The 13,173-nt window shown below is 58.9% G+C and carries 6 protein-coding genes and 3 pseudogenes; 3 read left to right on the forward strand and 6 right to left on the reverse strand.

The features are described 5' to 3' along the window. Positions 1 to 225: 225 nt before the first annotated feature. Positions 226 to 1,240: pseudogene (locus LDZ21_RS28770) on the reverse strand (IS110 family RNA-guided transposase). A 140-nt stretch (positions 1,241 to 1,380) separates the two neighbouring features. Here LDZ21_RS28770 and LDZ21_RS28775 point away from each other — a divergent pair. The 3 genes and pseudogenes from LDZ21_RS28775 to LDZ21_RS28785 all read left to right on the forward strand — a co-directional run bounded on the left by LDZ21_RS28775 (position 1,381) and on the right by LDZ21_RS28785 (position 5,020). Continuing rightward, entirely contained in the window at positions 1,381 to 2,013 is a 633-nt protein-coding gene (locus LDZ21_RS28775) for a hypothetical protein (protein ID WP_244797888.1), read from the forward strand. Next, positions 2,010 to 4,012, forward strand: a pseudogene (locus LDZ21_RS28780) (integrase). Before LDZ21_RS28775 ends, LDZ21_RS28780 begins: the two are co-directional and overlap by 4 nt. A gap of 30 nt (positions 4,013 to 4,042) precedes the next feature. Further along, a complete protein-coding gene (locus LDZ21_RS28785; RefSeq protein WP_244797889.1) occupies positions 4,043 to 5,020 on the forward strand; it encodes an AAA family ATPase in 978 nt (325 codons plus the stop codon). Between the two features lie 1,300 nt (positions 5,021 to 6,320). Here LDZ21_RS28785 and LDZ21_RS28790 read toward each other — a convergent pair. The 5 genes and pseudogenes from LDZ21_RS28790 to LDZ21_RS28810 form a co-directional block, all read right to left on the reverse strand. Beyond that, positions 6,321 to 6,557 carry a hypothetical protein gene (locus LDZ21_RS28790; RefSeq protein ID WP_244797890.1) on the reverse strand — a complete coding sequence of 79 codons (237 nt, stop codon included), beginning with the start codon at positions 6,555 to 6,557 and terminating at the stop codon, positions 6,321 to 6,323. A gap of 1,847 nt (positions 6,558 to 8,404) precedes the next feature. Beyond that, the gene (locus LDZ21_RS28795) at positions 8,405 to 9,589 is read right to left on the reverse strand and encodes a Replication protein O (protein WP_244797891.1); all 1,185 of its coding nucleotides are present in this window, start codon (positions 9,587 to 9,589) and stop codon (positions 8,405 to 8,407) included. Between the two features lie 322 nt (positions 9,590 to 9,911). Beyond that, entirely contained in the window at positions 9,912 to 10,880 is a 969-nt protein-coding gene (locus LDZ21_RS28800) for a ParB/RepB/Spo0J family partition protein (protein ID WP_244797892.1), read from the reverse strand. 2 nt (positions 10,881 to 10,882) lie between these two features. Then, positions 10,883 to 12,070 (reverse strand): ParA family protein, encoded by a 1,188-nt coding sequence (locus LDZ21_RS28805; RefSeq protein WP_244797893.1) that lies wholly within the window; start codon positions 12,068 to 12,070, stop codon positions 10,883 to 10,885. An 815-nt stretch (positions 12,071 to 12,885) separates the two neighbouring features. Continuing rightward, a pseudogene (locus LDZ21_RS28810) lies at positions 12,886 to 13,167 on the reverse strand (IS3 family transposase); the annotation flags it as partial. Between the last annotated feature and the right edge of the window lie 6 nt (positions 13,168 to 13,173).

The following is a 13,173-nucleotide window of genomic DNA, read 5'->3' on the forward strand; positions in this document are numbered from 1 at the left end:
TGCCCCTGGCTCACATCATCGAGCTCCAGAAAACCGTCGGTGCCAGGCCAATGTCCAGGAGTACATGACAATTCCAGGGTTACCCATGTATGGGCACCAGACTGTTGTCGGCTCATGGTCTGGGCGTCTCAGTCGTCGCTACAACGGGATGGCCGGGGGCTGGGCCCAATCAATTCACTGGTTTGGTACCAACAACTTTACCGGGCTCGCGGCCCCCCGCCAAACTTAACCAAAACATCGTTGAACCTCAAAGGGTTTGCCGTCTCGCATCATGTAGTAGGCCGCGCGCCCCAGCTTGTGCGCCAGTGCCTTCATCGCGACCACGGGCAGGCGCTTCGCCTTCTTGCGTTCATAAAAGCGTCGTGCTTGCGGGCAGGTTCGGAGCGCGATTGCTGCGGCCTCAATGAACGCCCAGGCGAGATACCGGTTACCGTTCCTAGCATTGCCTTCGCCCTTTTTCTTGCCGTTAGATATCCGCTTGCTCTCGACGCACCGACAATAGGAGCTGAAATGGCCAACGCCGGGAAATCGCGTGATGGTCCCTGTCTCGAGCATGATCGTGGCAGCAAGTATTTCGCCGATTCCAGGCGTGGTCTTCAGGATCTGGAACTCGGTGCGCAATTTCACTTCCTGATGGAGGATCGTTTCGAGGGAGGCAATCTCCATACGCAGTGTGCGCAATATCGCCAGGTTTGCCATCAATGAGCGCTCGACATGCGGCGGCAGCGCAAGTGCGTGTACCGCTGCGTCGTCGAGACGTTGGACATGGTCGCCATTCATGCGCAGGTTCAATTGTCTGGCCAGCAGGCTTTCGATACTGAGGATGTGCAGGGTGCGTTGCTGTACAAGCCGCATGCGCTTGCGCGCGAGGTCACGCAACCCGCGCTCCTGCGGTGGATAGATGTAGCCTTCAGGTAGCAGTCCGAGCCGGAAGACGTGGGCGAGGAATACGGCGTCGCGTTCGTCACCGGCGTACTTCAGGCCCTCGTACTGCTTGATGGCCGCCGTGTTGGCCAGATGGACGACAAAGCCGGCGGCCATCAGTCCGTCGACGAGCCAGTACCCAGTTGAACGTTGATTCCACCACCACTCCCTGCAGTTCGGCACGCCAAGGCATGAGTGCTGCCACGATCAGGGAAAGGTCGTTGGTCAGCCGCTTGCAGTAAAGCACCCGATCCTCGTCGTCGATCACCGCAACCACGGCGTTATTCGAGTGCAGATCAATTCCGCTAAATTTCATTTCAGCCTCCTGAACGGGTCGGTGAGCATCGCATCTCAACTGTAGACCCTGGCCGCCCCCTCCTTGGGGCGGCCAGGAGGCCTTTCAATGATTTCAATCCGCATCCTATACTTCGGATCCCGTCCGCGGAGGATAATCCCGTGACGAATAACCTGCACATCTCAGAGCCGGTGACGATTTCCCGTCCACGAGGTGCCCACCGGTTCGAAGCCTTCAGCCCCAAACTCGCCCGTCGCGTTACGTTCTACCGGCGTGCGTTGCTCGAACAATGGCTGCTTCTCGAGGCAAATCCGAAAGTGATCAGTTTCTGCGAGCGACCTGGTTATGTTCTGATCGACGGAAACCGCCGTCTTGCCGATTTCTGGGTGCGGTTCGCTGATCGTGAAGAATTGGTTGTGCTAATCGAAGAATCAAGCAACTCTGATGCGGAGGCGTTGGGGCGCGATCTTGACGCCGCATCTCAGGTCCGACTTGTTGCATCGGGCGAGCTCGCTGCGGCGCGTGTTTGGACCGACAACTGGCAGCGCATCCTTCCCTACCTCGTCGCGAATCGAGGTCTCGCTCCGTCACCCTTGCCACAGGCAATCGCGCGCTTCTTGAAGGGCGCTCAGCGCTTGCTTACTATCGAGCGCGAATTCGCAATCTACGACCTGGTCATCGTTCGCGCAACCTTGTTCGGCCTGTTGCACACGGGTCGTGTGGGCGCACCAGAACTGCAAACTCAACCACTGTCGCTGCTTACCTCGTTCACCGCGACCGGGGCGATATCATGAGTCGCCGCAAACCGGAGCTACAGGCGATCGATCCCAACGCGTGGCCTACTGTTGCCTATACCGAACTCGACGAAGGCTCGCGCCGGAAGTTCGAGCAGCGTCGGCAAGCCGTGCTGCGCTACATAGCTGGCGAATCGATCAAGGCCATCGAGGAATCGACCCACGTCAATCGCCGGCAACTGTACCGCTGGCTGGAACGTGCGCAATCGGCTCATCCCGACGGGCGTCCTTTCGGCTTTCGCGCACTCATTCACTACGCGCGCATAGCAGAGTATGGGCGAGTAAGCGACGTGCACTTGCGGGGGGAGCGAGGGTGCCGCGGCGCAGCTGGCGCCTTTGCCCAGCTTCTCGAGCGCTACCCTGCGTTGCAGGTTGGCTGCTACTTCAGGTAAAGCAACGCAAGATACTGCTCGTGCAGATGCATACTGACGGTCGTTTATGCACCCGTCTGCGCGGCCTGAATTCGCTGCACGATAATTTCCTGCGTCAATGTCGGGCAGCGGGATTGACGGCGGCCGATTACCCGCTCAACACGAATGGCCATGCCATTCGTTCGCTTGCGCGACGATTGAAAGCCGAGATGTTGCGCAGTTTCGGGACGGCAGCACGTTCCGCGGGCGCTTCACACCTCAAGGGCTTGCCGCGCGTCGACGACGCTGGCACGCCTGCAGCGGTCCGTCCATATCAGGTAGTCGAATTCGACGGTCACAGACTGGACATCCGTCTCAAGGTCGTCGTGCGTGACCCGCTCGGCTTCGCGCATGAATTTGAGATCGAGCGGGTATGGCTACTTGTGATCATCGACGTCTGCACTCGCGCCGTACTTGGATACCACATCGCATTGGCGAGAGAGTACAGCCGCTATGACGTCATCAAGACGATTGAACACGCGCTCGAGCCTCATCGCCCGCAAACCTTCACGATTCCTGGGCTCGCGTATGGACCACAGGATGGCTTTCCGTCAGGACACCTTCCCGAACTTGCCTATGTGACATGGGAATGCATCAAGCTCGACAACGCGAAGGCGAATCTTGCAAACGAGGCGTTGACGGCACTTTGCGAATTCGTCGGGTGCGTGGCGGATGCCGGTCCGAGACACAGCCCGGACGAGCGCCCCTACATCGAGCGGTTCTTTGGCACGATCGCCAGCCGCCTGTCGTCCCGTTTGCCTGGCTACACAGGTTCGCACCCACGGGACCTTCGCCGGGCGCTCGCGGATCCAAAAGGCGACCTGCGGCTCTATGTCTCCTTCGACGAACTGGCCGAATTAGTTGAGTATGCGGTTTCCGCTTACAACGGCACACCGCACCGCGGGCTTAACAACGCTACGCCGCTCGAAGCGATGGAGTACTTCGTGCGCGGCCGGCAAACGATGCTTGTCTGGCTCGCCGAACAGCAGCGTCGAACACTCTGTCTGATGCAACAGGCAAAACAGCGTCGCGTGCGGGCCTATCTCGAACAAGGCGTGCGTCCGCACATTAACCTTCACGGCGTGCGCTACACGAACCTCGTGCTTGCGAATAGCCCGCGCCTGATCGGTCAGCATCTACTCATCTACATGAACGCGGACGATTTGCGATCGGTACGCGCCTTTCTGGCGGATGGCATGGAGCTCGGTGTTCTTGAGGCGCAAGGAGCGTGGCGGGTGGTACCGCACAACCTCAAGCTACGTCAGGAGATTCGCAAGCATGCCGGTAGGCGACGTTGCTCCGCCAATCTCGAATCCAATGCTATCGCGGCCTACGTGGACGAAAAGCTCAAGCAGGCGAAGAAGACGCGCAAGGCAGCAACGGAGCTGGCCCATGTGAAGCTGTTGCTCGCATCAGCACCTACAGTAAGCACGCCTGTTGGTCCGCTGCGATCGATCGAGCCACAGTCAGCGCGACCACCCGGCACCGCGCCGACAATAACCACGCCAACGACCGCAGTCGTCGAGCTCGCGCCACGCACGTCGGTACGGCCCCGAAAACTATCGATCGGTACCGGTCAGGTCTTTTAATCCCATCGTCGTCCTCGTCGGAGGTGAGTCATGTCGCTTCAGGTACCCCGTCCGATCGATCCATCGCTGCACCCGCTCGTCACCGGCAATTATCGTCTTGCCACGCCGGCGATCGAGGCGTTCTACAAACTCGTGACGCGTTGCCTGCGCTACCGCATCATGGGCGCACTTATCTACGGACCGTCGAGAATTGGTAAAACGCGCGCCATCGAGTATGTCCGTCTCCTCCTCGCGCGTGAGTATCCGAAGATAACGACCTATCATGCGCAATGCGAGCACAAGCCGCGGCATGCCGAAGGGCCATTCTTCGCGAATCTGCTCGAGGCAGTTGGCGATAATGCGCCGAACGCCGGTACGGCCTGCAGCAAACGCTCTCGGCTATCGTTGCGCATTCGCGAGGCTGCCGCGCGCGCAGGAAGCAATACTGTCTTGCTCCTCTGCGACGAAGCGCAAAGGTACAACGAAAACGAATACGAATGGCTACGCGATGTACACGATGTGCTTGATCGCCAGCAGATCAAGCTCTTCACCTTCCTCGTCGGGCAAGAGGAACTGCTCGCGCAAAAGACTGCGCTGCAGATAGCAGGCAAGACGCAGATCGTCGCGCGTCTGATGGTCGAAGAACTGGCGTTCTACGGTATCCGCAATGCCCAGGATGTCGCCACATGTCTGAACGGCTACGATCAGACGGCATATCCGCACGGCACTCCGTGGAGCTTCACGCGGTTTTACGTGCCGGAGGCGTTCGACGCCGGATATCGCCTTGTCGACGATGCCCATCTGCTGTGGCAGGCATTCGAAGCGGCACATCATAAGGCGAGCCTGCCCGGCGAGCTCGAGATTCCGATGGAGTCCTTCGCACGCGCCGTCGAAATCGTGCTGAAGGAAAGCGAGATCAAGGATGGATCGGGTTACTGCCCCGAGGCAGCCTTGTGGACCCACGCCGTGCACCACTGCGGCTATATCCAAACGCGCCATGCTACCGGACGGGTACTTGTAACCGCGTAGGCGCGACGCGCTTAAGTCACCACGCTTCCCGATTCTGACATTCGATGAATGGCAACTCCGGTTGGCGCTGGGCAGCTCCTTCAAGATCGAATGGCTGATGCCGGGCGAGTCTCTCGTCTCGATCTTGTGGAAGTTTGCTCGCGCCAATGCACTTCCGGGTCAAGTGCTGCTCGAGTTAATCCGCTCCGAGGTTTGTGAAGGCGTCGTACCACTACGGGACGCGTTCGACCTAACACAGCTGGGTCGCCTGATACGGCTCCCCAGGAATGTGCTGACCGAATCGTTACTCGATGTGACGCGGGGGCAAAGATATGTCGAGGCTTTCCGGTACTGCCGACACTGTGCGGCGCACGGCTACCATAGTGTGCTGCATCAGCTCACGGAGGAAAATTCTTGTCCGGCGCATCAACAGTCGCTGGAGACACGGTGTTTGGAATGCCTCCACGAGATGCCGTTTATCGTCAGCAGCAGAGTGATCGACGCGCCATTTCGGTGTCTCTGGTGCGGTTCGCACTTTAGTTATGGTCGTCTCTCCTCCGTCTCGACGACGCCTGCCATGCGCAAGAAGGACATCAATGCGATCAGACATCGCGTTCAGCTACGACTACGCAGCGACGTCGGCCAGCGCTGATCGGATGATGGTCGGCGGTCGATCTGGCGGGGACGTGTCCGCGCCGATTTCTTGGAAAGGAATCAGGTCTTTCTGGCCACCGCGACCTCGCGGACGCGAAGTGACACTTTTATTGACGAACTTGTGACACTTTTAATACCGTCTACGAAACGCCATCCCGATAATAGACATTATCAGGCTTCCTAAGTAGGCTAAGGCCACGGTCACGTGCGAAGGCGATGCCTTGCATTAAGGTCATCGAGCAAGCTTCAATTACGAGGCCGTCCGCGGCGTATCTGTCCTCGCCGCCGGGTCTAGCTTCGTCGCCCAGCAACGCAAGAAGACGCCGCATCAGTGTTGCTGGAGTTCCTCGATCGCCTCCGCATAGCGGTCACTGAGCAGCGGCCGTAGATGCAGATGCTCCTCGATCAGGCATTCGATCGCCAGATGTCCGTAGGCGAATCTTGCGCAGGCAGGCCCGTGACTTGGAATGGCGGCTAAGTAGCGGTTGACCTGCGATTTACCGCAGGCCGGCAGCGCTTTGCAATGGTGGCGACGATAAGCAGAGCGGACTCAAGCCGTTGTTCGGTCATCGACCGCGCCGCGATGGTTCGCAGCGGCGAAAAGGCTCCTCGGTGGCTCGACGAGCGCAAAACCGCCACTCCTTCGCCGTCATTCGGCCCCCGCTTGCTAAGGTCGATCTCCAGTCATCGGCGGCTCGATCGGTCCAGCGAAGAGGCCCCCATCGAAGTACGCGTCATCGAGGTCCATGATGGTGTCGTCTCCCATCAAAATTACAACGAAATCGACCGCCCCGTCGCCAGGCACCGCGGAGATTTCCGCTATTGTTTGTTGCGGCGATCGCTCGTCGATAAAGCGCAACCAGTAGTAACCTGGCGCGGTCGGCCGCGTGACTTTCCATTCCATAGCAAGGTCGCATTGAAAGGACCGTTGCTACTACATTAACGCTTCTATCCCGCTGCGGTCATCCGCGTTACCCTCTTCCGAAGCGTTCGGCTCCTCATTGCCCGCTTGCCTGGCTGAAAAACGCCACCGTTTTAGCGTTGGCTTACTCGAGTATGACGGGTCACCGACGCGAACGACGAAGACCTCAGATCTGCTCAAAGCGTATCGAATTTGTACAATCCGTCTTATTCGATACGCTGCGCCAACGACGGGACCGTCCCCGGTGCGACGCGTTGATAATGCAGCGCGGCAGGCGCGTCCCATCACGCAGGGCCGTGAAACAAATCGCTGAAAACTTCAGAAGATCATTGAAAACAATGAGTTACATATCGTTCCATTTTTCCCGCAATGTTCCACGCCTGAAGGATAGTTCCGATGCGAAAGGGCGCTGCACTCAGTCGCGTGAGTCGATGACGCAGGCCGTTACGTTCAGGCCGTAAAAAGGCGACACTACCGCGAAGAAAGGGGCGACGTTCACTGGACTGGCCGATCTCCGACGGCGCACGAGCTTCATTGCGCGCTAGGTATTATTTAAGAAGTCTAAACTGAATGTGCCGTGTTGCAGCCCTGTTGCCGCGCCCCAGGTGCGGAGAATCTGCGCATTCAGGCGATGCGCGGGAGCTCCAAGTAGTGGAGGCGGTCGACAAAGTAGGCTCGGTGCAAGGTCCTTGGATTAGGGCACGGAAAGCGTGTTGGACCGTAAAGAGCGCGTGAGCGAGGTAGTGGCCAAGCTCGGCGGTGCCGGGCAAATCATGCGGGCGGTGTATTTTGCACAGCGACTACGCCCGGTTGGCTCGAGCTTTCCGACGACCGGTCCGCGCGTTGCAAGGTGCCAAGGTGGCGGCGTCGGGCGTCGCCAGGAAGCGACGCGGTCCCGCATACAGGTGGAGGTCGTTCGAACCGTCTATAGCAGCGTGGACGCCGGTCACGGCATTGCCGAACCATTTACTGGGCGATGGAACAGACCGGCGGACGCCGGTCGAACGAACGTCGCCACCCGGGTATTTGTGAGCGTTTGCTGGTTGTTCCCACCGCCCGGGAGGCGCGCCGCGGTCTGTTCAACCATCGGTTCACGCGGGCACCGAAGGGCCGATCGACGTCCGCACACGGCGGCACGCTTCCGCGGCCGCGCTAATCAGCGTGGCTTGTTTCGTTTAAGCCACCGGCGTCGGTTACACCGACGTCGGCTTACCGCGACGTGATCTGATCTCAAACTCGCTGCGTGGCAGGCGGTGTTGCACGCTGAGATCCTCGTACCGGTTCTCCGACAGCATGGCCGGTCTCGGCGCTCTCGGCCCGGCTCTTGAGGTCTGGTGTCCCTAACTCGACGAGTGGACTTGCGCAAAGTCGCGTCGCGCGCTGGCCAGGATGGCAGGGACCCAGCTCCGCCTCGGATCGGCTTCGTCGCCCGCCCACCACCTGCGGGCCTACCGACCGATACTTTCGTCTAGGCGCACAGCGAGACAAGGGTCTTCCGTGCGCATCCAGACCGTGTACGCCGCGTTGCCGATTCCGGCAGCAACGGATGGGCGCTTCGGCTCCCTCCGCTCCGCCCGACGACCGCGCCTCGCACGGTTCTCGCCTTGGCCTTGCGGTGATCCGTGGCGTCTCGATGCCGTCTTGGGGTCGGCTCTTAGGCGTGCGCTGCGGCCGCAGTGCGGCAGCTCGCCGACGTTGCGGATGAATCGGCCGCTCCATTTCTACCGGGGCATTAGATCGCCTCCCCGCCAACGGTGCGCGTGGCCTTCGGCCGCTGAGTTCGCGAAGGCAATTCATCTGGTGCGCCAACCGAGGGTCGCTCGCGCCCGTCATGCGCCCGCTCCCCGCGCTTTCAGGAGCTGCCGCAGCCCGGCGATATGCTCCCGCACCGCACGTGTCACCGGCGGCTTTGAGTAAGTCAGCGGTGCCGTGCAAGGCTGCATTTTGCCGAGCGCCTCGCGTCGCGCCTGGGCGAAGCGTTCGAGATCGAGCGCGGTGGCTGGGCGAAGTTTCCCGGACGCGAGCGCCGTCGCGAACGACGGCATCCATCCGGCGGCTTGGCGGCCAATGGGCTCCCTGAGACTGAAGATCGTCAGCGTGTCACCATCGGCTCCGATCACAAACTGACGAGCCTTGTCCGGGCCGAGGAACGTTCGGCCGGCATTTTGGAGGGCAACGGCTCGGGCGTCCGCCTGCTGCTGTGCACGTGCTTGCTCGGCGTGGTGGTCGGCGTGCCGACGTCGCACCAAAAGGGCGAAATCGACCGGATTGCGCAGCAGGGCGCGCAGGTAGTTGATCGGCGCCTTGGCGTGCTTCAGGTGATTCCACGTCGCTTCAACGACATCGGAGAGGCGTTTGCCGTGCGCACGTGCCTCGCGCATAAGTTTGAAGATCAAGAAATCAAAAAACCCCAAGGCGCGTAGGCGCTGAAGGTCCGCAGGAAGTTGGCCCGGTTGTCTCTTTTGAAAAACAGAAGGGCTTAGATCCTTATATATTCCACCGTCTGCCACATTGGCAGACGGTGCAGAGAAAGAGGGCTGGCCGGATGGGAGCGCGGTTGAGAAGGGCGTCCGGTGCGGTTCGTTCTCGTGCGCGGGGGAGCCCTCAATGAGGCCGAGGAGGGTCGCGGCATGTTCTGTTAGATGGAGGTAGGCGCGACCAAACAATCCAGCTTCGACATAGCGGTTCTGCGGGCGACGTTCGATGAGTCCTGCGACCTCGAGATCGTCGAGACTGCGATAGAACGTCCGCATGGATTGAAGCGCGCGGCCCGTGAGCAACTCACGGCGCGCGAAGATGGCGGCGAAGGGCTGGGCAGCGTCGACCGTTCGCGCGAGGGCGGAAAGGACGGCGCGGGCGCGCGGCGGGATCTGTTCGATGTGCGCGGCTCGGAATGCTGCCCGGAAGATGATCCAGGGCAGGTTGGTCGAGTCGCAGCGAAAAGCTGTGAGGGCGGCCGAATCTTTGGGGTGAGCTTCACCCTCGCCAGCAACGAAGCGTTGCGCGATAGACATGTCGAGCGGTCCATTTCAGTGAATGGGTCGGATTCGCTTGACTGTCGATCTTGTTGCGCTACACTCCGGGTTGAGCGTTGTACCCTTTCCGGTTTCCAGCCGGGGAGTGTGGTGCTAGGATTTCCAGCCAAGCCCACTTATGCAAAGGCCCTCAGTTTCCAGCTGGGGGCCTTTGTCTTTCAGGCTTTAGGTCTGCTGCATTGGTCTTAGTTTCGTCACGAAAGGTCAATAAAAACAGCGGTTTAGAAATTGCGATGCGCTTAGAAGCCTCTGGCTGAAACTCTAAGTAACTGATTGCACACGAGTTTCGTGCCGAAAGTGGTCACTTCAGTTTCGAATCAATCAGGGCTTGAATTTCTCTCGCCCATTCGTTCGCACGCTCTGCCTCCAACTTGAGTCGTACACCAATAACGCCACCGCGCGTTGTGATCTCACAGTAGTTCTTCTTGCCTTGCTTAACGATTAGCGTCTCGGCGGGAGGGGCCTTCTTCGCAGGCTTAGCCTGCACACTCGAAACCGCCTCTTTCTGCGTGTAACGCTCTTCCTTAACCAATCGCTCAACAGCCTTGATGACCTCCCTCGTTCGCCCTTCTGAATGCGCGCGCGAAAGCTGGGCGGCGGCGTCGGCGCCCAGTCTGTCAGGACGCTCTTCGAGCGCGGCTTTTGCCTCGGCCGGCAATCCGTCAAACGCGAAGATCTTGCTGACGTGGGATTCCGACAATCCAACCGCCGTTGCCAGCTCTTGTTGCGTGAGGGCGTCTGCAGCTTCTTGAAGGCGCTGAAAGTGCCAGTATTTCTCATAGTCGGAAAGCGAGGGGGCGAAGAGATTGGAAAAGAAGGCCAGCCGTTCGGCCTGATCCGGCTCCATGTCCGAGACGATTGAGTCGATCTCCTCGATGCCCAGGTCTCGATAAATCGCAACGCGGTTGTTGCCGGCGTTGATATTCCATTCGCCGTCTTCGCGTGCCTCAAGGATCACAGGGTGCACAAGCGGATACTTGGCCAAGTTTGCTTTAAGTTCGGCGTATTGCTCGGAGGTAAGCTTGCGACGGCGCCCCGGTACCTCGTGGAGCTTCGAAATAGGGCGCTTAGCTCGTGCACCCTTATCCAACTGCATTCTGAGATTTGCGATCTCTTTGCGTTGTCGTTCCGCGGTCGCTTGCAACTGCATCAGTTGGCCTGGTGCTGTTCGAGCGGGTACGGGTTGGACGTCCAAGGCTTTTTCCTTGTCCTCAGCCGTCACCTGAATGTTCTTGGCCCGTGCAGCCTGTTCCTTCATCCATGAAGCCATTGTTAATCCTCCTGTGCCCAGATGGCGCACACCTTGTCATCTACGCGATCGACCAACTGATCTACCGGAGTGCGAATTCGGCGAAGCGTTTCGGATCCGACATCATTTGGCCCGAGATCGTAGAAGGTCGAGAAGCGCATATTTGTATTGCGCGCCAGGTCCGATTCCGGAATCTCGATAGGCACGACGCGCGAACCATAAATCTGCGTAATCCAGCCTTGAAGGATCTGCGCGGCGGGCTTAGACGTCATGCGAGTAACAAGGACATCGACGAAGTCAAATTCCTTGGCCCTACCATCGTCGAACGCTTGCATCCCGTTGATCAGATCGCCGAACAGGTGCCAGAACTGCACCATCGACGCAAAGCTCAACATATCGGGCACGACCGGCACAATAACTCCGTCAGCCGCGAAAATCGCATTGATTGTGAGGTAGCTAAGGGTCGGCGCGGTATCGACGATGATGTAGTCGTAGGTCTCCTTCAGTTGTGACAATCCGTCATGCAAGACCTGTTCGAAGCGAACCTCCCCGTCACTGGCTGCTCGAGCGGGCAACATGAATTCCGCGTTGAACAGCTCGGTAGAGGACGGAATGATGTCTACGTTGGGCCAGTAAGTCGGGACGGGGAGGGTGGTCATGTCAAACGGCTTGCCCTCGAGATAAGCCTCGATCAGGGGCATGACGGTTTGAGATGAATCGACCTCAGCATGCGGATTGATGCCATACAGCGTGCTTGCGCTTCCCTGTGGGTCAAGATCGATGTGCAACACGCGGCGGCCTCGGCGCATCGAAAGACCTTGGGCGAGAAGGGTGGAGGTCGTGGTTTTTGTCACCCCACCCTTAAAGTTCGCCACAACGATAACCTTTGCCGGACCGTTGCGGGGGAGGGGATTGCGCTCAGAGCGGATCCATGCAATCGTCTCTTCGACCGTGAACTGGCGCGGCGAGCCGGGCTTGGCTTGCGTGCCTGTGGGAAGCTCGCCTTTCTTGAGCACGTAGCCCATGCGCTGCTTATCGATACCACACATCTCCTGCAGTCGAGCAGACGAGATGATGGGCGGCACTTTGCGAGGGAAGGGCTCGAGCATCTCATCGCGAATTTTCTGCAGCATGCCGTCCGACAGTTTCGCTAGGTGCATGAGATCAGCGCCCGTCGTTTTCCCTGCCTTGAGCTTTTTGATGGTGTCCATCGTTCTACCCGTAGCGTCCAGTGGACCGATTCTGAATGTTTCGACCTGGCCGGTCGAATTGTTCGAAGATTAGTCGTTGTGAAAAGTAAACGCAAGTTAACTTTGCATATGCCCGCGCGCCGCAGCGTCCTATCCGCGGACCTAACACCCGAATTTCTCGAAAGAAGTTGAAGTTATGGAACGGCTATCATGAAAGGCTGTGTGGGAGGCAATTCGCCCGTTCGTCCTCGACGCTTTTGAAGTCAACTGCGCCACCACCGGGAATGGCGTGGGAAAATTGATCGTCTCCGTTACCCCCGCTGTTCCTTCGTCGGTGCTTGATCTGAGCGCATTGGCGCGCGAATAGATTTTTCTGGCAAAAGGAGAATCATGGCTAACCAAATAAAGCGCTTTCGTCTGTACGTCGCTTCGAGACCAAAAAGCGGCTAGCAGCTTTGGACACCTGGTTGCTTTGCGGCACTTTGCGCCGCCTCGTCGGCAGGAGCTGCCTTCTATTCATCGGTCCTTGCAAAAGTCCGGCCGGCCTTTTCCGAAGCAGCGATGTCGGTGCCGTTCAGTCATTGGGGCCTCGTGGCTTGGGTGTGTGTGGTTGCCACAGCGGCCATTTTCGTAAACTCACTTTTTGGGCAGACTGGCCTCACGCTCTCTGTCTTTGTTAGAGAACCGACTCCTCGGGTAACGGTCGCGTGAGTATTGGATGACGCGGTTCGACGAATGCGGTTCCGGCGCCGTCTTTTCCTCGATGCTTCCGCCGTGCGGAGCATAAAACGGCCCGCTAGGAATGAACTGACCCCGTAAAGTTGGACAGTTAAAGACTAGGCAGCCAAGGGCTGAGTCCTGTATTGCACGGGGCTCAGCCCTTTCAGTTTCAGTTTGATGCGGTCGTGGTTGTAGTAGTGAATGTAGTCGGCCAGCGCGGCTTGCAACTGGTGGATGCTAGTGAAGCGCTGCAGCTTGTAGCATTCCGACTTTAGCGTACCGAAGAAGCTTTCCATCGCAGCGTTATCCAAGCAATTGCCCTTGCGCGACATGCTTTGCGTTAAGGCGTGCCCTCCCAGCAGTCGTCGGTAGGCGGACATTTGATACTGCCAGCCTTGGACGCC

This window comes from Caballeronia grimmiae (assembly GCF_022879615.1).
GTDB lineage: Bacteria > Pseudomonadota > Gammaproteobacteria > Burkholderiales > Burkholderiaceae > Caballeronia > Caballeronia grimmiae.

Coding starts and splice junctions, on each gene's coding strand:
- LDZ21_RS28800 (WP_244797892.1), bottom strand. CDS start 10,880: ATGGCTTCATGGATGAAGGAACAGGCTGCACGGGCCAAGAACATTCAG.
- LDZ21_RS28795 (WP_244797891.1), bottom strand. CDS start 9,589: ATGTCTATCGCGCAACGCTTCGTTGCTGGCGAGGGTGAAGCTCACCCC.
- LDZ21_RS28805 (WP_244797893.1), bottom strand. CDS start 12,070: ATGGACACCATCAAAAAGCTCAAGGCAGGGAAAACGACGGGCGCTGAT.
- LDZ21_RS28785 (WP_244797889.1), top strand. CDS start 4,043: ATGTCGCTTCAGGTACCCCGTCCGATCGATCCATCGCTGCACCCGCTC.
- LDZ21_RS28790 (WP_244797890.1), bottom strand. CDS start 6,557: ATGGAATGGAAAGTCACGCGGCCGACCGCGCCAGGTTACTACTGGTTG.